The sequence below is a fragment of the Nitrospira sp. CR1.1 genome, assembly GCA_014055465.1.
Taxonomy (GTDB): domain Bacteria; phylum Nitrospirota; class Nitrospiria; order Nitrospirales; family Nitrospiraceae; genus Nitrospira_A.
The window spans coordinates 1-19,090 of sequence record WIAF01000007.1 but is presented as its reverse complement, the minus strand read 5'-3'; the positions used below and the strand labels follow the sequence as shown (position 1 = coordinate 19,090).

Below are 19,090 nucleotides of genomic sequence, written 5' to 3'. Positions count from 1 at the left end.
TTGTCCGGCGAGTCTGTGGACGTATCCCGACGTCGGGATCAGCGATCGCTCCGGTCATACTCCTCTGAATTCATGGTCATTGCGACGTCGCGCAGAGGCGAGCGCCATCCATGATTCGACCGGGGGTCTGTGAAGGTCTGCACCGGCCTGCCGGTCGGCGTGGTGGACGGCCTCAGGCCGATGGGGCGAGCCGGCTCATCATCTCCAACTCTTTTTGTCCGTCCGCAATCCACTCTTCGACCATGCTGGCAACCGCCAGGATGCGCGTCTCGACCGATTGGAGCCGATGAGCCGCAACGTCAATGCGGCGCTGGACGACCAGGGTGAGAAAATTCTGAAGGCCGGTCAGGAACGTCACGAGCGGCGTGGCATGGGTCTGTTTGGCGATATCCTGGAGGCGTGCAACCATCTGCATCGGGGCGTCGAATCCGGCGTCGGAGGCAAGGATCGCAAGTCCGCCGGCTCGGAGCCGGCTCAGATGCAGCGCAACGCCGGGCAAGTCCTGTCGCAGCGAGCCCAGATATTGAGCGTCCGTGCTCTGAATCGTCACCAGAAGTTCCTGAAACTTCGCGGCCTGGATCTGGCCGGCGCCTTGCCTCGCCTCATGCTCCAACCGTTGCATAACTACCGGAATGAGACTGCGGGCCATGCCCACCTGCGCCACCAGTTCATCCTGCAGCTGGTGCAGTGCATTCAACAGGGTGAGAAAATCAAGAACCGTTTCCGGCGCCGGCGCCGCTTCCTGCGTTGGCAAGAGGTCGAGCGTGATTCCAGTATCCACCCTGACAGACTCGATGACGATACGAAAAAGTTCCCGGATCGTGTTGAAGTCCTGTTTCGTCGCCGTGGTCCGGTCTTTGATCGTCTCGATGAACGGAAGGAGTGCAAACGTGGCGCGTTCGACATCGGGCAGGCTCACCGTGGCCGCGGAGCCGCCAAGACTGGTAATGCCTCGCACGACCGCATCGATCAATTGGGAGTGCCGGTCCGAATCCGGCAGGCTCTCGAGTTCAACCAGGGCCGCGTGGATCTGGACGAGCCACTCCTGCGCCTCCTGCCCGAACAGCTCGATGAGTTCTTTCTGAAAATCGTCCTGGGTTTGCTCTGATTCCGTCGACACAGCGGCATCCTGCCCATGGCACATGCACTCGACCGACATCGGACGAGTGGCGGCCTTTTAGCGTTTTGCGTTCCCAAGTTGGGAGGCGAGTCCCGCGATTTCACCCAGCTTCCTCGCCAGGTCTTCGAATCGTCGCGTCGACTGTTCGGCCATCAACTCGGCATCAGCCACCCGTTTGGTCAGCTGCATGGAGTGGTCCCGTTCGGCGCTCAGCTCCTGCTCTAATTCCTGCCCACGTTCAGCTTTCTCTTCCATCTGCTTGTATTGCGCCAGAAGGGCAGCCGCGGCGTCACGCTCAGCCGTGAGAGTCGCATCGAGTTCGGCAACCTGAGCGCGAACCTTCTCGCCCGCCTCTTCCAGTGCCGGCACCATGGCCGCACTTTTTTCCAATTGCGCGCGTTCGTTCCGCAGAGCCATTGCCTCCTCCCTCTCGCGCGCCAGGACTCGCTCGAGTTCCTTCATGCGGCCTTCGACATGCTCGAGGTTGGTAATCTGGCTGACCAGTTGGTTGGCCGCCTCCCGCTCAGCTTCGAGATGGGCCTCCAATTCCACAATACGCGCCCCCAGACGAGCGCCCTCGGAGACCTGCTGCGCCAGCTGCTCGGCACGGTGCCGCTCTTCGAGCAAGGCGGCTTCGACCTCGTTCAGCCGGTGCGCCTGCCTCGACAGGTCTTCCAACTGTCGGGTCATCGAATCCCGGTGGGCGCGCTCTTCTGAAAGGTGGCTTTCAAGCGCCTGCGTTCGCGAAGATAATTCAGCGATCTGCTCGCGTTGTTCCGACATCATCAACTGATTCTGTTGACGCTCGCCCTGGCTGTGCCTGCGTTCAGATCCCAGCTGCTCCTCAAGTTCGGTGATCCTGGCATCCCGTTCGGCCAGAATCGACTGGTATTGATTGTCCGCCTGCACCAGAGGACTCGGCTCATTGGCCCGATTGGAGGGAATGACCTCAGCGGGACCTGCCTGATTCCTCACCTGCTCCGCCGACGCCGCCGATGGCAGGTCCATAGCCATCGCAACGGGTTCAACCGGTTGCTTGCACTCCGGCTGTGCCGATGGACCGGGGGAGAGCTCTTCCTGCATGGGCGAGACCGGCGCAGGCGCGACTTCCGCTATGACCGGCGGTTCTGCCATCGGGATATGAATCGGTTCCGAAACCGGCGCAGGTTTGTGCGGACGCTTGGTGAGCAAATCCAGCACGCGATCCTTCAGGGAGGATCCCTGAAACGGCTTTTTCAGCACGCCATCGGCCTTGCAGGTTTCGGCCTGTCTGGATACTTCATCGTTGACAATACCGCTGATCAGCAGCACGGGAAGATCGGCCAGATTGGCCTGCCCGCGGATGAATGCGCAGACTTCGTAGCCGCTCTTGTCGGGCATGATGACGTCGGAGACGATCAGATCCGGACGGTCCTTTGCCAACATCGCCAGAGCTTCCGATCCGTTCGCCGCGAGCGTGACACCCATTCCGGCCTCAGTCAAAAGTCGTTCAGCCACCTTGCGAACCGCAATGCTGTCATCGGCAATCAAAATCTTTGGCATGTCATTCCCCTACTCGCTATCGGATGCATCAGGCTGAACGCCTTGATGCGACCCCTAAGGTTGCCAGGTTGATAAGAGGCAGCTGTTCGTCGCCTGCGACGCACGATCCGGCCATGTCTGGATCGAGGCCGCTTTGATACCGTATCTCTGAGCGCGGCACCACGTGCAGTGATGGCACCTGTGAGTCGATGCAGATTGCGAGAGGACCATCAACATGTTTGACGATCAGACACAGCGATTCCTCTTCGCGCACCGTACGATCGAATTTGGCCGCAAGATCAAACACCGGAAGACACGACTCCTCATAGCGGACCAACGACGTCACAAATGGCGTATCACTGGGAACCGGCGTGGCGCCAGGCCAGGGCAACACCCCGCCGATCTCTTCAGTCCTGGCAGCCAACCGTTGCCCGGCGACTGAAAACACCACCAGATTTTCCACCCGCGCGTGGGTCGTGCCTCGTCCCGTCTCGTGTGACTGCCTGCGTAACTGAGCTCGTAGCATGATGACCTTTGAGAATTAGCTCACTTGGCCCGTTGACATCGACACCGCCTCATCCGTGGCAGCCGCCGGCAGATGAAGTCGTGACTCCCTTTCTCCCGGCTTGCGCTCCAAAAAGCGGATCGCAAAGATCTCCAACGCCTGCGGCCTGAGGGGAAGCTCCAGCGCCCAAAAGGGATTGGCAATCAGCGCGACGGACGACGTGTCGACAAAAAATCCCAGCCATCGCTCTCGTTCCTGGCCCCGGAACTGAGGGGGTAACGGATGGATCAGCTCCCGCTCGACGTCCAGCAGCCCGACCACTTTATCCACCGCGAATGACCGCGACTGTTCTTCATTGCCATACAAAATGAACCTGGTATCGAGGGAAAGACCTTGGGAGACGATCTTGAGTCGAGCGGCCAAATCAGTTCGGTTGTAGGGCACGCCCGCCCATGTGATGAGCCCGTCAGGGCCGGCCGAGGCAGGCGTTACGATGCCGCGAACCCACTGCGCGGGAAGTGCAACGGAGGAGCGACCGATCAGCGTGACAAGAAACCTGACAGCGTGCCCGCCCGATATGGTGACTGCCCGTTGTCCGCGAAGACCCATAGACGTCCTTCATTCTGCCAGCAACGGCAGGAGTCGGCAAAACCTTCTTATATTTCAGCCCGCGCTCCGGGAGCGGTCCATTTGCGCACTTCCTGAATCAACGCCCGTTCCTCGACCGGTTTGGCAATGTAGCCGGATGCGCCGACACTGACGGCCATTTGACGATGCTTCTCGCCCGCCCGCGTCGTCATCACGAGGATCGGGGTCGCATGAGTCTGGGGTCTTGCCCGAAGGGCTTGAATGACTTCGTAGCCGTTCAACTTGGGCATTTCGAGATCGGTGATAATCAGTTGGTAGGCTTGCACCATCGCCTTGCGACACCCCTCTTCGCCGTCCGTCGCTGTTTCCACGATATACCCCGCAGCTTCGAGCATGCGGCCCACGAACTTTCTGATGCTGAGGGAGTCGTCGATCAACAAGAGGGGTAACGGCGAGCGGGAATCCTGTCTCGCATCACGGTTCCCTGTCGCGTCCTCGTTCGACGGCACGGCGGGAGCCTGCGCAATCGACACGCTCTCATAATACTCGCGCGTGGTCAGGCGACTGACATCCAGCACCAACACCACACGTCCCTCGGGATCGATCGTGGCCCCACCGAACACGGACCGCTCATACGGCTTCAGTCCGCCCAGCGACTTAATGACAATTTCCTGCCGGCCCAGCAATTCGTCCACCGCGCAGCCAAGTGCGCCGGTTGACGTTCGCACGATCACCACGGGGGAGGCGTCATCCGTCATCCCAGCCTCGCGTCGAATGAGGCTTCCGAGCGGATAGATTTCGATGGCTTCGTCGCCGATCTGCACAACGCGACGATCGCCCATATGCTGAATCGTCGACGCGGTCGACATCGTGACTTCGCGCACACTCGGGAGAGGGATCGCATACCGTTCTTTTCCGACCCGCACAAGCAAAGCGGTTGCGATCAACAGGGTGAGGGGCAAATGCATCGTAAACTTGGTGCCCTGCCCGCGCACCGATTCCACCTCGATATGGCCATTCATCGTTTCAATGACGCGCTTGACCACATCCATGCCGACTCCGCGTCCCGCTTGCTCACCGATGGCATCAGCGGTAGAGAATCCGGGCAGGAAGATGAACTTGATGACTTCGCTCTCGGGAAGGGTTTCAGCGACATCCTGCCTGACAAGTCCCAGCTTGACCGCCTTCGCTTTGATCTTTGCGATGTCGAGCCCCGCGCCGTCGTCTTCGACTTCGATCAGCACCGAGTTGCCCCGATGCGCAGCGTGCAGGTACACGGTACCTGCCTCCGGCTTGCCTTGAACCCGGCGGACCGACGCCGGCTCGATGCCGTGATAGACGGCATTCCTGACCAAATGCACCAGCGGGTCCACCAAACGCTCGACCACGCCGGTATCGATTTCTGTATGTTCTCCGGAGGTGACCAGATTCACCTCTTTCCCTGTGGCCCTGGCCATTTCGCGAGCCGCACGACGGAACCGGGTAAACGGAGTGCCGATCGGCACCATGCGCGCGCGGGCAATTTCATCGCGCATGCCGAGCGTCAACTGTTGCAACGATCCCATATCGTCCTGGGCGCGGCGGATCGATCCGGACAACTGCGACATAGATTCGCTGATGTCCGCGGTCACCTCGCTGATCCGGCGGGCCAGAATATTGAAGTCATCGTACTTATCGAATTCCAGACTGCCGAAGTCGCTGACACCGGGAAACGCCTGAGGCGCTGATTCCCCCTGGGACAGGGGAGAGGGCTGAAAGGAGAAGGTATGCTTGTCTTCAAATGTCCGCACCGCATCAGTCAGGCGATTTTTATTGGCCAACACCTGGGTGGCCAGCTGTTCCAGCGTGCGTAACCGCTGTTCGAGACGCCCGCGATCGATGACCAATTCGCCGACCAGGTTGAGCAGACGTTCCAAGCGATCACGGCTGACCCGGATCACCTCCCGCTCTTCTCCGGATTTTCCTTCGCCGGCATTGATCGACTCCGCAGTCTCGGCTTCATTCAAATCGGAGGGAACGACCGCTTCAGGCACGGATGGAACGGCAGAGTCCATGCCCCCTGTCGGCGAGGCTTCTCCCAACCCTTTCAATTCCTGGAGCGACGCTGCGAACCGCTGTCTCGTCCGGCTGAATACTGACGGGTCGCGCCGCATCAGAGCGCGAATGACGTCTATTGCGCGCAAGAGCACATCCGTATGACCGAGGAGAAACGTCACACGGCCTTCACGCACCGCGCCCATGAAATCTTCGATATGGTGCGTCAGATCGCCGATGGATTGGAACCCGACGGTATAGGCCGACCCCTTTAACGTATGAGCTGTGCGAAACAATTGATGGATGATATCCGGGTTGGCCGCATCCTTATCGACTCGCAACAAGTCAGTCTCAAGATTGTCCAGGTACTCCTGTGCCTCGGGAGCGAAATAGGAAATGACTTCGGCATCCAACTGAGGAATCAAATAGGCTTCCGACAATTGGAGGGAGTGATTGTGCTCGGCCGCCTGGGCAATCGGCTCAGCCGCCACGACCGCAGGAGGAGCCACTTCCCGAACGGAGGCGCGTGTGTCCGGCACGGACGCCGTAGCGGAATCTTCGGCTTGGGAGATGCCATGCTCCAGTTCACGAAGCATGGTCATAATGCAGGGCACGTCCTGCCGCAGCCGAGCCAACTGCTGCGCGTCTCGAGCCATCAGCGAACGCATCACGTCCACCGCATGCCGGATCGTGGCGATCCACTGAGGCGTGATGACGGCCGTGCCTTCGCGAACCGCTATCAGACAGTTTTCGATGGGCAAGGCCACATCACCCACGACCTGAAATCCGACCGTATAAGCTGAACCCTTGAGTGTATGGGCGACACGATACAGTTGATGAATGGTCTCCACATCCGACACGTCGATGTCCAAACGCTGGAGGAGCGTGTGAATCGTATTGAGATAGTCTTCGGCTTCAGGAGCAAAGTACGAAAGGACTTCTTCATCCATCACGGGCAGAAGGTATTCGTCAGGCGGCTCCGTCGATGTGTTCGGGGACTGTGTTGACCCGGTCTCTGGAGACGCTGCCGGCAGGAATTGCGCGCACCGTTGAACGAACCCGTCCACGAGAGAGGCATCTTCGCCTTCCCCGCGCCCAATCCGCGCCACCTGATGGCGGAAGGATGCGACGATGTCCCGGATCACATCAAAGGCGACCGGCCATTGCTCCGGAGATATCTCCTGCACATGTTCAAGCGTCTCCTCGAGTAACGCGCCAAGTTGGCCCAGACCCGGAAAACCGTACAACAGCGCCGCGCCTTTTAATTTATGGCCGATGGCGTGGAAGTCGGCCACGTCGGCCGGTTCGGGACGCGCCTTCCCTTCCAGGTGTAATGCCTTCCAGAACCGTTCCATATCGTCACCGGCTTCGGCCACGAAAATGTCCAGTAGCTGGTCGCGATCAAAATCAGCGCTCATGGCCCTGCTTCATAATCCGAGCGGGGGAATGGTCACCGCTCTCCTGGAATTCGGCTACACCAGCTTGAACTGCGCGACTGAGGAGTTGAGGCCTTCGGCCAGCTTGGCCATATCCTCGATCGTGAGTCGCGTGGAATCGGTTTGTTTCTGCGTCGCCACGGCGCCGCCCGTGAACTCCTTAATCGCGCGACCGACTTTTTCAGTCGATGAGGTCTGGTCCGAGGCCGCGCTGGCGATATTCTGGGCCAGTTCGGAAGACCGTTTCGCAATATCTGAAATTTCGGCGAACACGTCACCGGTGCGGAGGGCCGACGCAGATCCGGCTTCCACGGCCTGCGTTTCATGCTCCATCGCGACAACCGCATCCTGCGTTTCCGTTTGAATCACTTTGACGAGGTCCGCAATTTCACGCGTGGCTTGCGTGGAACTTTCCGCCAACTTTCTGACCTGGTCGGCGACGACGGCGAATCGCGCACCGGCCTCACCGGCGCCCGCCGCCTCAATGGCGGCGTTGAGCGCGAGGAGGTTCGTCTGGTTAGCGATATCACGAATGGTCGACACGATCTGGGAAATTTCCAACGAACGGTCGCCGAGGCCCTTCACCTGCTTGGACATGCGTTGCACCGCGGAACGAATGCTTTGCATATCGCGCACCGTTTCCTGCACCGCGACGTTTCCGCGTTCAGTCGCGGACAACACTTGCTTGGCGGAATCCGACGAGGCTCCGGCCGTGGTGGCGACCTGGCGCATACCGGCGGCCAGCTGTTCGACCGCGCCCAGCGTCCGCACGGATTCTTCCGCCTGCGTGCGGGCCGTTCCGGACATCTGTCCGGCAGAATCCCGGAGCGTACCGGCCGACTTGTTCACGCGGTCGGCGGCTTCGCGCACCTGTTTCAACAATTGTCCGAATCGCGCGATCATGAGGTTAAAACCGTCGGCCAGGTTTCCGAACATGTCGGCCGTCACCTCGCCTCGACGAGTCAGGTCTCCTTTACCCACTTCCGACACGAGCACGAGAAATTGCATGAGGCGCTTCTGCATCAGGTCTCGCTCTTCCTCCGTCGATACGAGAGCCGTAATACGATCGAGCATGGAGTTAAACGCCGTCGCCATCTGCCCGAGCTCATCGTGTGATCCGATTTTCGCGCGCGCCTGCAGGTTGCCGCCGGCGGCCTGTGTGGCGACACTGGCAATGTGCGAAATGTTTCGCGACAGGAAGGTCGCCAGGAGATATCCGACGAACAATCCCAGCGCCACGGCCACCAGACCACCGGCCACGAGAATAAAGGTACCGCTGGCTGCCAGGGATTGGGCGTCGTCGTTCAGATCCTTTGCCACCGCTTCAATGCTGATGATCTGCTCGTTGTGGCGCTTCACCGCGTTTTCGAATGGAGGCGTCAGGTTGACGGTCAAGGCCAGGACACCGAGGGCCCGCATTTGCTCGGCCTGTGCCGCGGACAGGGTATTGCGATCGAAGCTATCCGCCATGGCGCTGAGCGCGCCATCCGCTTCCTGGAAATACTTTTTGAGCGCCGGCTCAAACAGCGTGAGGTCTTTTATTTCGTCGCGGCCTGATCGGGACACCCGCAAGTTGGTGCTCTTATAGTTAGTCACGGCTTTCTCGATCTCGGCTTTCAACGGGGGGAGTTTCGTGATCTCCTGGGCGAAGTCGCTTTGTTTGGTGGCAGACGCGACGTCCAGCAAGATCTGGTGATGCTTGGTGAGCGCCGTTCCCATCTGAGCGAAATCGGCGAGCGGCACTGTGTAGCCCGCGTACACGGTTTGCGACTGGGCACTGAGCTGGCGCAGCGTGAATACGCCGACGCTGGCCATGATCAAGATGATGAAACTCACCAGGCCAAAACTGAGCAGCAGCTTCGATCGTGTGTTCATGTCCTGGAATCGATTCGTGACGCCTTGCCCGATCATGGTGCGCTCCTCCTTGTTACTGCGTTCTCAACGTTCGATTCCCGGTCGCACAATCCCTCGTCGCGCGGGCCTACGAACCGCCATCACTCTGTCCCTTACACAACCGGCCATGCGGCACTCCCCCCGTCCACCTGCGCAAAGACCTGCGGTACTTCCAGGACGCCTCCCAGACGGTGGTCCAGACGGAGGACTGCCGACACACAGGGTCGCGCGCCAGCCGGACCCGCTTGCATGGCCGGCAGCAGATGCTCGCGGGAAACCGTATGAATTTCCGGAACGTGATCGACCAGCACACCTACCTGTCTGGCGCCGTGACGTATCACCACCGCAATCGGCAGCGGCCTGGTAGTCACCGACAAGCCGAGGCTCCCGCGCAAATCAACCAGCGTAATCACCGTGCCCCGGAGGTTGGTCACTCCCGTCAGATAGCTGGGCATGCTGGGCACGGCCGTCACGGATTCCACCTCGAACACTTCACTGACATGGTGTAGATTGATGGCGAAGAGCTCTCCTCCCAGCGTCAACACGCACATGCGCAGCGCGCCTTCGGTCGGTGCGGCGGAAGGCCTCGATGAACCGGAGGATCCCTGGGCCGGAGAGGCAGCGGAAGGCTGAGACTGGATGAGTGGAACGTCGCTCATGAGTTAGTTCAATGCCCGTTTCACGGCTGCCACCAATTCTTCGGCCTTGAACGGCTTCACCACATACCCGTTCGCGCCCTGTTGCTGCCCCCAGAACTTATCGCTTTCCTGTCCCTTGGACGTGCACAGCACGATCGGAATGCCTTTGAACCGGTCATCGCCCTTCAAGTCGCGGCACGCTTGGAATCCGTTGCGCCCGGGCATGACGACGTCCAGCACGATCAGATCCGGCTTATCCAACGCCAACTTGTCTTCGAGTTTATCGGTATTCGGATAAGACACCACCGTATGATTGGCAGACTTGAGATACCCTTCGATCAACTGCAGTTCGGCGTACGAATCATCGACCACAACAATTTTGCTCATGAATCCATCCCCCCTTCAAAGCGGATACCCGTGTGCGACTGGCATATGTCGAGTTCGCCGTCGCGCCTACTTCATAGGAATGACAATGCTGATGGCGCCAGCTAGATCACCCTCATGCCAGCCCTCTTTCTTGGCGCCGGTGACATCGCGCTCGCCTTTCGGATTTCCATGACAGCTGAGACACGTGGTCGCAGCATATTCCGGATCCATCATGCGCAGCACCGGTCTCCCGTCCAATATGGTGGCCTTGCTATATGGCTGTCCTTTCGGATGGCGCGTGTCCGCAAAAATCCGTAACACTTCGGACTCGAACTCATCCGGCCGGTTTCCGGGAAACCGATAGTCAATGCTGGTCAGCTTCACGCGAATACCGGTCTTGCGGTAGAAGCGTTCGCCCGATTTGCGCGCGAACACGGCGGGAATAATGCCTTTGAAGCCGACGCCCTGCTTGTTGATCACGGGCTGCGCCTCGTCGATCACTTCTTTCTCCGATTCCACCATGGCGAGGAACAACGGCGCTTGCGGAACAGTGGCGGGGCGGCTCAGATCAATCTTGGTCGCCTTGCGAAACCGGTCGATAACCTGGTTGGCGACATAGTCCCCGGTGAATCCCTTGTCCCCTTTACTGGCATCATTGATCGTGACCTGGTTTTCGGATAGAACACCGCGTCCGACCTGCACCAATTTAATAAGTAACTCCGCCGTTTCCACCTCGGTATTGGCCGATGCCGGAACGGGCAGCCCCACACAGGCCGCCGTCAGGACAGCCACCACCATTGCGCTGATTCCATGATTTCCCATGCCCCCTCCTCCTGCCGATCTCAATGTCGCTCCTGAGGAATTCGATCGCTCCCACTGCGCCAAACCTCTGTCAAAGATAGCGCAAAATCAGTCATTGACAATTTTTGGCCTGATGACGGTTTCGTCAGCCCCTGCAGCCCCGGCCTGCCTCGTGCACGTTCGGTGCCAAACAAAACAATTACTTAGAATTCCCCGAATGAGCGGAGGCGTCTGAAATGAAGTCGGCGATTTTGCGGATGATTAGATGTGGACGATCAACTATACCCACTATGGTCAGGGAGTCTGAGCAGGGACCTCAATTGTTCAAGATTTTCATCGAAGCGCCAAAGTTTGGTCGCTTGACGGTGGAAGCGTCAAACTGACATGGGAGCCGACGGCAGCGGAGAGTTCGAAGATGACGCCCGATTGGGCTACCGGAGCCATGCCAGAAGAGGAGCGAGATCAAGGTGCCGGCCGACGTGATCCGCCCAGCGGTCCATCGCGTTGAGCCGTGTCTCATTCACGCGTTGGGAGTCTTCAAGGGGAACCGCCGATAACCCCTTGCGGCTGCGCAGCCGGTTCAACCAGGCCCGGCGAAAAGACGGCTGATCGAAGAGGCCATGGACATAGGTCCCCCACACCAACCCATCATGGCGCACCGCGCCATCCTGAAATTCCTCTGCGCGAGGAATTTCTCTACCGTGATCCTTCAGCCCGCCTCGCTTTTCCAGAAGCTGGAAGCAAGGCTGAAGCCCGCCGCGATCAGTTCTGCCCATGTGAATGAGATACCCCCGGACAGGCAATGTGGTTGATCCGTCAATATGCAGCGCCTGCGCCTCGACCTGCTCCGTAATCTTGTCCCGCGCCAGGACGGTAGTGACCGGCAACAATCCCAAACCGGTTCCCTGGCCGCCGGTCTCCACTCCGTCGGGATCGGCGATCCATTGGCCCAGCATCTGATACCCGCCGCAGATGCCAACCACTTCCCCTCCACGTTGCACATGATCATGCAACAGGCGCTCAAAGCCCTTCTCCCGGAGGTACCCCAGATCCGACAGCGTCGTCTTCGAGCCGGGAATGACCATCACGTCAGCTCCGGCTGCCTCCCCGGGGCTTGCGACATACCGCAACGCCACATCGGTTTCTTCAGCAAGCGCGTTGAAATCGGTGAAGTTGCTCATGTGCGGCACGAGCAGCACGGCAATGTTGGCACGATCAGCTGCGAAGGAAACTCGTCCACCGGCGCCAGCATCAAGGCTATCTTCCTGATCCAATGTGAGATCGCGAAGGTACGGCAGGACTCCAAGGACGGGTATCCCCGTCCGTTCGGTGAGAAAACGGACGCCGTCGTCGAAGAGCGCCCTATCCCCGCGAAACTTGTTGATCACGATCCCGCAAACGCGGGCACGTTCCTCCGGCGCAATCAGGTCGAGGGTCCCGATGATTTGAGCGAAGACGCCTCCGCGGTCGATATCCCCCACCAGCACCACGTGAGCATCAGCCAGTTCCACCATGGGCCAGTTCACGAGATCGCGATCGCGCAAATTCACTTCAGCGGCGCTGCCGGCCCCCTCGATCACGATCACCTCATACTGTCCAGCGAGCCGTTCGTAGCTCTCCCGCACCGCGCGCAGTAATTCCGAGTCGCGTCCGCGTGTGAAGTACGCCCGGGCATCCAATGTCGCGAAGACTCTCCCCTGCACCACCACTTGCGATCGGGCGTTGGATTCCGGTTTGAGCAAGATCGGATTCATGTCGACATGGGGAGCAATCCCGCAAGCCTCGGCTTGCAACGCCTGCGCACGCCCGATCTCCCCGCCCTCCGGTGTGACGAATGAGTTAAGGGACATGTTCTGTGCCTTGAAGGGGGCCACGCGCATTCCGGCGCGATGCAGGAGCCGGCAGAGGCCGGCCGTGACCATGCTTTTCCCGACATCGGAGCCGGTTCCAAGAATCGCAATGGCTTTGGCGCGGGAAGGATGGTTCATAGGAATGAGGACGTTCAGATACGAGCCCTATCGACCCACTGTGCCGCCAAGGTCAAGCCCTGGAGGAGACATTCAGCCACGACCCGGCCGATCATGGATCCGATCTCCGTATGCGTTCCCGCATACGGATGCCAGGGACCCTTTCCTCGTATGGCGGAAGCGACAACCACGGCATCCGTCCCCGTACCGGTCGCACCGGCGAGACCGGTACAGCTGGGAATGGCATGATCCCGCAACACGGCGGTTTTGCTCTCCGTCGCCACCTGCACCGCGCCGACCATGGCAGAGACTGCCAGACACCCATTCGTGACCAGAATGAGATTAATCGTTCCTGCCGCCGCGCCGCCCGGTTTGTCTTGTACACGCCGCACAGGCTCCCCCGCCCGCACGGCATTGGTGACCCCCACGGTGGCAAAACCCTCCACCCAGATTCCATCGCCCTCCTCTCGATGAGCCACCAGCTGCGTCATGGGGACTGCCGTCATGAGACCGACACAGTCGGTGTCTACTCCGAGCATTTCCGCAAGCCGCCTCAGAGAATGGGATGGATGCTCCCAGTTTCCTCCTGCGCCTGATCCTGGCGGATTCGAAGGAACCTGATGATTCAGGATGTATCTGGCCGTTCGAAGCCCTCCTCCTCGCGGAGCAGAGGACAACACGCGCATGCGTGCGCCAAGATCCACAATGAGCGTGTCGGAAACAACCCGATGCCGAACAGAGAATCGGTCTGCACGAACCCCGGTCATGCTCGGATGTTCCCGATGATGTCCGACAGGGATTGGAGCAGTCGATCATTGTCAAGGCGCGACCGAACGGCGACCCGTATCGAACGATCATTCAGTCCCGGCACCTGCGAGCAATCTCGAACCAAGAGCCCTTGCCGCCGAAACGCCGATACCACGCGCGCAGACTTCAATCTTGCCGGCAATTCCAGGAGCAGGAAGTTGGCCGCGGAGGGAAAAATCGAACAGCCGGGCAATCGCTCCAGTCCTTTCGCGAACCGCGCCCGCTCTTGCTCCATGAACCGGAGACTCCGCCAGTTGTGCCGCCAGTCATGTAATGCGATCCGGGCAGCTCGCTGAGCGAGCATATTCACCGACCAGGGAGGCTGATGAGCGCCCAATTGCTTGATGACCTTGGGATTCCCGACCGCATAGCCCACACGAAGGCCTGGCAATCCGTAAAACTTAGTAAAACTCCGCAACACGACGGTCCGCGCCGGAAGGCCTTCCGGCAGTATCGAGGCCTGCTCGCAATATTCGGCAAAGGTTTCATCTACGAGGCACCATTGTCCAAGGCGAGCCGCCCGACGAGCCAGCTTCCTGACCATGGCGGCATCGCACACTTGCCCGGTCGGGCTGTTGGGATTACACAGCATCACCGCATCAGGAGACAGGCTGTTTCCTTTGTTCGAAGACGCATCCAGAGCGGTCAAGACCTGTTCAAGCGGAGGCCGGTATCCGTCTGCACGCGCGGCCATGACGCTGCTGATCTGCCCCCCGACCCTGGCCATGGCGGTCGAATATTCGGAGAAGGTCGGGCCAATGACCAGAAGATGTCTAATCTGTAAGGCCTCGGGAAGCAGGTGGATCAATTCGGTCGACCCATTACCGACCAGAAACTCTTCCGGCGTACGGTCCCAAAACCTCGCCAGCGCCTCCCGCAGATCCCAACAGGTCGAATCCGGGTAATGGCGCAGCAGTTCACCCGTTTGACTGATCGCCCGCCAGGCCGCAGGGGATGGTCCCAGGGGATTGATGCTGGCGCTGAAATCCAGCAGATGCCGGACATCTCGCCCCGATTCACGAGCCGCCGCGTAGACATCCCCGCCGTGAGCCGGGCGCTTCATGATACCCATAGGGAGAGCAGGGCGAAGAACAGACCCAGCCCATAGGTGACAACCATGATGCGAGACGCTTGGCGGATATGCTCCGGACTTATCTCTGCGGCCCCCTCACCGATGAGCGGAGCCTCGTGAGGCACGCCATCATAATAATTTCTTCCACCAAGTCGCACGCCCAAAGCGCCGGCCATGGCGGCTTCCGGCCTTCCGCTGTTCGGACTGGGATGTTTGTCGCCGTCTCGATGGAGCATGTACCAACTTTCGTGGATACGATGCCACTGGCCGGTCGAAAGGCCTGCAGCCAGCGCGATGAACCCGCCGGCCAATCGCGCCGGTACCCAGTTCATCACATCATCGAGTCTGGCTGAGGCCCAGCCGAAATGTTCATAGCGTTCATCGCGATGACCGATCATGGAATCGAGTGTGTTGACCGCCTTATACGCCAGCGCAAGCGGTGCCCCGCCCAGGGACAGATACACCAATGGCGCGATGATTCCGTCGGAGGTGCTTTCGGCGATGGTTTCCACCGCGGCTCGGGCAATTTCAGGCTCTGTCAAGGTCGCACTGTCACGGCCGACAATCATCGCCACGGCTTCACGGGCGCCAGACAGATTACCTGCAGTCAACTCGCGGAGCACCGCGTGAACGTGGTCAAACAGATCGCGCCCGGCCAGCGTCGTATACGCCAATCCGATGCCGACCACCTGCCCAAGCAGAGGAGCGACCTCCATCACCTGCGCAATCACCCACGTTGCAGCGGCGTACACTGCGGCAGGTAGGCCCAGCGCCAAACAGCTCCCCGCAATCTGAAGGGCCTGCTCGCTCCGGCAGACGGCGCGGACATGATGATCAACCCAGGCGATGACCGCTCCCATCCCCCTCACCGGATGGGGCAACCAGCGGGGATCCCCTGCCGCGGCATCAAGCACCGCAGCGAGCGCTAATTCCACCCCGGTCATCGGGCCATCCCCAACGCCGGAATCAACAAGAGGAAGAGGATCTCGATCACTTCGTTCGTGGCCCCGAGAACATCCCCCGTCACGCCTCCCAGCAACGTGAGACACCGTTGCCTAATCAGGGCCAGCAACAGAATCCCCATGCCCATCGTCGCAACCGCAACACTTCCGCCCAATGCTATCGTCAAGGCGACGGCCAACACGAGGCTTGAGAGCAAGACAGGCGGCCAGGATAAATGGGTGAGAAACGATGCCGCCAGTCCGCCGTCGCGTCGGGCTGAAGGAGAGGCCCACGCCAGACTGACCATCGCCCAGCGACCCAGTGCCGGCATGCACAGCAACACCGGCAGCCGCAGCGCGGCAGGCAGCGCGAGCAACCCGGCATACCGCAGCAATAAAGAAAGAAACAGGGCCGCCGCGCCGAACGCCCCGACTCGCGGATCGCGCATGATCCGCAGACGGTCCTCAACGGTTCGGCCGCCGGCTATTCCATCCACTGTGTCCGCCAGGCCATCCTGATGCAACCCTCGCGTCAGCAGCACGACCAGGACGATCAATAACGCATTGCTGACCTCCGCTGCCAGCCACGAACGCAAGCCAACGTCGGCCAACACCGTCAGACCGCCGATCAGGAGGCCGACAGTGGAATACCAGGCCATCGATGCCGCCAACTCATGACCCGTCGGCGCATGGTCATGTCGGCTGATCGGGATCGCCGTCAGGAAATGCCAGGCGAACACAAACGGTCTCGTCATGGCGGCAATTTCAGTCACGTTGCGAGACACCGGCTTCATCGAACGTCGCCATCTCGGTGAGAATCTTGATCGAGGCCTGCACCAGCCCCATTCCGAGACAAGCCCCCGTGCCTTCGCCCAAACGGAGATCAAGATCGAGCAGAGGTTGGAGATGTAACGACTCCAAGATCGCCTGATGCCCTCGTTCAACCGATCGATGCGAGGCGATCAGGTACTCGCGGCATAGCGGCTGTATGCCCACGGCAATCAATGCGGCGGCGCCGGCAATAAATCCATCCAATACCACGGGCACTCGTGCCGCCGCCGCGCCAAGCATGAGGCCGGCCAGCCCGGCGATTTCGAGTCCACCCACCTTGGCCACCACGTCGAGCGCATCAGCCCGATCGGGGCGATGCCTATCCAGCGCCTGCTGAATGACCGACACCTTGCGAGCCTGTCCGGCTTCATCGATGCCGGTACCGCGCCCGGTCACTTCAGCGACCGGGCGACCGGTCATGACCGCCGCAATCGCCGCGCTCGGAGTCGTGTTACCAATCCCCATTTCGCCCGTGCCGATGAGCCCGATGCCTTCTTGCGCAGCCTCGGTAGCCAAATCTATTCCAACCTGCAATGCCTGTCGTGCCTGTGCCAGGGTCATGGCCGGTTCACGCAACAGATTGTTCGTCCCATTCATGATCTTCTTCTGAATGAGGCCCGGCACGGACTCAAAGTCATAGGCCACCCCGATATCCACCACCCGGACCTCGACGCCACTATGCCGCGCCAACACATTCACCCCGGCGCCGCCCCGAAGGAAATTCAGGACCATTTGAGGTGTGACTTCAGGCGGATAGGCGCTCACGCCTTCCATCGCCACCCCATGATCCGCCGCAAAGGTATAGACGACTCCACGCGGGAGATTAGGCTTCACGTCACCCGTGATCATGGCGTACTGAACGGCCATCTCCTCCAGCCGTCCCAGACTGCCAAGCGGCTTGGTCAATCGATCAAGCCGCGCCTGAGCTTGCTTCCCGCTATCACGATTCACCGGTTGAATCAGGCCCACCACCTCATCGAGCGTCATGGTCTCTCCCTATCCTATTTGAGCCTGAGCGACTGGCCGCACATGACAACATAGACCTCGTCAGCCGAGGCGGCTACCTGCTGATTGACCCGCCCCGCGACATCGCGGAAAGCGCGCGCGCTGCGGCTGGCCGGCACCAGGCTAAAACCCAGTTCATTGCTCACCAGCACGACACGCGCCGGAATGCGGCGAATGGCCTGCAAGACCTCATCGACCCGGTCAGTCATATCCACGCCGGCGAGACGGCGCCCGCAGACATTGCTCAGCCAGAGCGTCAGACAATCGACGACAATGGTGCGATAGCCGTGGCCTTCAGATCGAAACCAGGCGGCCAGATCACGCGGCACCTCAGCCGTCACCCAATCGGCGGACCGTGTCGCACGGTGCCGCGCAATACGCGCCTGCATTTCCGTATCCAGTCCTTGCCCTGTCGCGACAAAGGCCTTGGGTGTTCGGCTGCCTGCCCGCTCCAGCGCCGCTTGACTCTTCCCTGAAGCCGCTCCACCCACGACCAGAATAAGACGTGACCGTGATCGCCGCGGCTGCTTCGTCGATTTACTTGGAGGAGGCATCGGATTCACGCTGCCACAAAAACTCCGGCTCACCCTGCGTTTTGGCTACCCAGCGCGCCATGACAAACAGCGCATCACTTAAGCGGTTCAGATACTTGTTGAGCTCGGCCGACACGTCTTCTTCCCGGCTGAGCCGGATGCAGTCGCGCTCGGCCCGGCGACAGATCGTACGCGCTTGATGCAGCGTGGCCGAAACTTTTCCCCCGCCCGGCAGAATAAATTCCTTGAGCGGGGCCAGGTCCTCCTGACAGCGATCGATCATCTGCTCGAGCCGGGTCACATCGCTGCCCGTGACCTTCGGCATGTTCGGAAACGTCTGGCCTGGCGCGGTGGCGAGCAAACTCCCGACATCAAACAACTTATTCTGAATCCAGCGCAGGTCCGCCTCGAGTTGCGCGGAAGCGGGGGACGCGCTCCCACCCTCGGCATTCATCGCCCGTACTAATCCTACGGACGCATTCAGTTCATCGACGGCGCCATAGGCTTCAACCCGCAGGCAGTCCTTCCATACCTGCTGCCCCCCTGCGAGTCTTGTGCGGCCCGCGTCGCCGGTTCTCGTATAGACCTTGGTGATTCGCATCCCCGCCTTCACTCCTTCCCTCGCACTCTATTTCCCCATGTCTCATAGTGCACCAGTTCCTGCACGGGAAGTCTGGCGCGCCAGCCCGCAGTTTCAAGATCTGGCTTTGTCGCAAACTCTGATACGTAGCCGAGACAGAGGTAGGCCAGCACCTTAACCGACCTCGGAATGTCGAGCACCTGCTTTAATGCGGTATGACTCAAGATGCTCACCCAGCCGACCCCGATCCCTTCGACCCGCGCCGCCAACCACAGGTTCTGAATGGCGCAACAGGTACTATACAGATCCGTATCCCGCACCGTCGAACGGCCGAGGACGTGAGGACCGCCTCGTTGCCGACTGCACGTCACACAGAGATTCACCGATGATTCCTCGATACCCTCGAGCTTGAGAGTTCGATACAGGTCCGCGCGTGGCTTCTTGTAGCGCAA

At 60.2% G+C, this 19,090-nt stretch carries 18 protein-coding genes; all 18 read right to left on the bottom strand.

Going from position 1 to position 19,090, the window contains the following annotated elements; genetic code table 11:
- Positions 1 to 172: 172 nt before the first annotated feature.
- Complete coding sequence (locus GDA65_13045) at positions 173 to 1,120, bottom strand: hypothetical protein (protein ID MBA5863616.1); 948 nt, start codon at positions 1,118 to 1,120, stop codon at positions 173 to 175.
- Between the two features lie 57 nt (positions 1,121 to 1,177).
- Positions 1,178 to 2,662, bottom strand: coding sequence for a response regulator (locus GDA65_13040; GenBank protein ID MBA5863615.1), 1,485 nt, complete (start codon positions 2,660 to 2,662; stop codon positions 1,178 to 1,180).
- A 28-nt stretch (positions 2,663 to 2,690) separates the two neighbouring features.
- Positions 2,691 to 3,167, bottom strand: a complete 477-nt coding sequence (locus tag GDA65_13035; protein MBA5863614.1) for a hypothetical protein — start codon at positions 3,165 to 3,167, stop codon at positions 2,691 to 2,693.
- Positions 3,168 to 3,182: 15 nt separating this feature from the next.
- The gene (locus tag GDA65_13030) at positions 3,183 to 3,755 is read right to left on the bottom strand and encodes a hypothetical protein (GenBank protein ID MBA5863613.1); all 573 of its coding nucleotides are present in this window, start codon (positions 3,753 to 3,755) and stop codon (positions 3,183 to 3,185) included.
- Positions 3,756 to 3,802: 47 nt separating this feature from the next.
- Complete coding sequence (locus GDA65_13025; protein MBA5863612.1) at positions 3,803 to 7,186, bottom strand: response regulator; 3,384 nt, start codon at positions 7,184 to 7,186, stop codon at positions 3,803 to 3,805.
- 54 nt (positions 7,187 to 7,240) lie between these two features.
- Positions 7,241 to 9,115, bottom strand: coding sequence for a HAMP domain-containing protein (locus GDA65_13020; GenBank protein MBA5863611.1), 1,875 nt, complete (start codon positions 9,113 to 9,115; stop codon positions 7,241 to 7,243).
- Positions 9,116 to 9,210: 95 nt separating this feature from the next.
- Complete coding sequence (locus tag GDA65_13015; GenBank protein MBA5863610.1) at positions 9,211 to 9,756, bottom strand: hypothetical protein; 546 nt, start codon at positions 9,754 to 9,756, stop codon at positions 9,211 to 9,213.
- A gap of 3 nt (positions 9,757 to 9,759) precedes the next feature.
- Positions 9,760 to 10,122, bottom strand: coding sequence for a response regulator (locus GDA65_13010; protein ID MBA5863609.1), 363 nt, complete (start codon positions 10,120 to 10,122; stop codon positions 9,760 to 9,762).
- Positions 10,123 to 10,188: 66 nt separating this feature from the next.
- Positions 10,189 to 10,923, bottom strand: coding sequence for a DUF3365 domain-containing protein (locus GDA65_13005; GenBank protein ID MBA5863608.1), 735 nt, complete (start codon positions 10,921 to 10,923; stop codon positions 10,189 to 10,191).
- A 410-nt stretch (positions 10,924 to 11,333) separates the two neighbouring features.
- Entirely contained in the window at positions 11,334 to 12,890 is a 1,557-nt protein-coding gene (locus GDA65_13000; protein MBA5863607.1) for a cobyric acid synthase, read from the bottom strand.
- Between the two features lie 14 nt (positions 12,891 to 12,904).
- A complete protein-coding gene (locus GDA65_12995; GenBank protein ID MBA5863606.1) occupies positions 12,905 to 13,636 on the bottom strand; it encodes a hypothetical protein in 732 nt (243 codons plus the stop codon).
- Positions 13,633 to 14,748, bottom strand: coding sequence for a threonine-phosphate decarboxylase (locus GDA65_12990; protein ID MBA5863605.1), 1,116 nt, complete (start codon positions 14,746 to 14,748; stop codon positions 13,633 to 13,635). Before GDA65_12990 ends, GDA65_12995 begins: the two co-directional genes overlap by 4 nt.
- Positions 14,736 to 15,692 carry a cobalamin biosynthesis protein CobD gene (gene cobD / locus GDA65_12985; protein MBA5863604.1) on the bottom strand — a complete coding sequence of 319 codons (957 nt, stop codon included), beginning with the start codon at positions 15,690 to 15,692 and terminating at the stop codon, positions 14,736 to 14,738. The genes GDA65_12990 and cobD overlap by 13 nt, the downstream gene beginning before the upstream one ends.
- Complete coding sequence (locus tag GDA65_12980) at positions 15,689 to 16,483, bottom strand: adenosylcobinamide-GDP ribazoletransferase (protein ID MBA5863603.1); 795 nt, start codon at positions 16,481 to 16,483, stop codon at positions 15,689 to 15,691. Before GDA65_12980 ends, cobD begins: the two co-directional genes overlap by 4 nt.
- Entirely contained in the window at positions 16,455 to 17,507 is a 1,053-nt protein-coding gene (gene cobT / locus GDA65_12975; protein MBA5863602.1) for a nicotinate-nucleotide--dimethylbenzimidazole phosphoribosyltransferase, read from the bottom strand. The genes GDA65_12980 and cobT overlap by 29 nt, the downstream gene beginning before the upstream one ends.
- 14 nt (positions 17,508 to 17,521) lie before the next feature.
- The gene (gene cobU / locus GDA65_12970; GenBank protein ID MBA5863601.1) at positions 17,522 to 18,079 is read right to left on the bottom strand and encodes a bifunctional adenosylcobinamide kinase/adenosylcobinamide-phosphate guanylyltransferase; all 558 of its coding nucleotides are present in this window, start codon (positions 18,077 to 18,079) and stop codon (positions 17,522 to 17,524) included.
- A complete protein-coding gene (locus GDA65_12965; GenBank protein ID MBA5863600.1) occupies positions 18,063 to 18,659 on the bottom strand; it encodes a cob(I)yrinic acid a,c-diamide adenosyltransferase in 597 nt (198 codons plus the stop codon). The genes cobU and GDA65_12965 overlap by 17 nt, the downstream gene beginning before the upstream one ends.
- Before the next feature lie 8 nt (positions 18,660 to 18,667).
- The coding region (gene bluB, locus GDA65_12960; GenBank protein ID MBA5863599.1) for a 5,6-dimethylbenzimidazole synthase at positions 18,668 to 19,090 on the bottom strand (423 nt) is incomplete at its 5' end.

Bases quoted from the DNA above. Each gene is read 5' to 3' on its own strand.
- GDA65_13040 (MBA5863615.1), bottom strand. From the start codon at position 2,662: ATGCCAAAGATTTTGATTGCCGATGACAGCATTGCGGTTCGCAAGGTG.
- GDA65_13035 (MBA5863614.1), bottom strand. From the start codon at position 3,167: ATGCTACGAGCTCAGTTACGCAGGCAGTCACACGAGACGGGACGAGGC.
- GDA65_13030 (MBA5863613.1), bottom strand. From the start codon at position 3,755: ATGGGTCTTCGCGGACAACGGGCAGTCACCATATCGGGCGGGCACGCT.
- GDA65_13025 (MBA5863612.1), bottom strand. From the start codon at position 7,186: ATGAGCGCTGATTTTGATCGCGACCAGCTACTGGACATTTTCGTGGCC.
- GDA65_13020 (MBA5863611.1), bottom strand. From the start codon at position 9,115: ATGATCGGGCAAGGCGTCACGAATCGATTCCAGGACATGAACACACGA.
- GDA65_13015 (MBA5863610.1), bottom strand. From the start codon at position 9,756: ATGAGCGACGTTCCACTCATCCAGTCTCAGCCTTCCGCTGCCTCTCCG.
- GDA65_13010 (MBA5863609.1), bottom strand. From the start codon at position 10,122: ATGAGCAAAATTGTTGTGGTCGATGATTCGTACGCCGAACTGCAGTTG.
- GDA65_13005 (MBA5863608.1), bottom strand. From the start codon at position 10,923: ATGGGAAATCATGGAATCAGCGCAATGGTGGTGGCTGTCCTGACGGCG.
- GDA65_13000 (MBA5863607.1), bottom strand. From the start codon at position 12,890: ATGAACCATCCTTCCCGCGCCAAAGCCATTGCGATTCTTGGAACCGGC.
- GDA65_12995 (MBA5863606.1), bottom strand. From the start codon at position 13,636: ATGACCGGGGTTCGTGCAGACCGATTCTCTGTTCGGCATCGGGTTGTT.
- GDA65_12990 (MBA5863605.1), bottom strand. From the start codon at position 14,748: ATGGGTATCATGAAGCGCCCGGCTCACGGCGGGGATGTCTACGCGGCG.
- cobD (MBA5863604.1), bottom strand. From the start codon at position 15,692: ATGACCGGGGTGGAATTAGCGCTCGCTGCGGTGCTTGATGCCGCGGCA.
- GDA65_12980 (MBA5863603.1), bottom strand. From the start codon at position 16,483: ATGAAGCCGGTGTCTCGCAACGTGACTGAAATTGCCGCCATGACGAGA.
- cobT (MBA5863602.1), bottom strand. From the start codon at position 17,507: ATGACGCTCGATGAGGTGGTGGGCCTGATTCAACCGGTGAATCGTGAT.
- cobU (MBA5863601.1), bottom strand. From the start codon at position 18,079: ATGCCTCCTCCAAGTAAATCGACGAAGCAGCCGCGGCGATCACGGTCA.
- GDA65_12965 (MBA5863600.1), bottom strand. From the start codon at position 18,659: ATGCGAATCACCAAGGTCTATACGAGAACCGGCGACGCGGGCCGCACA.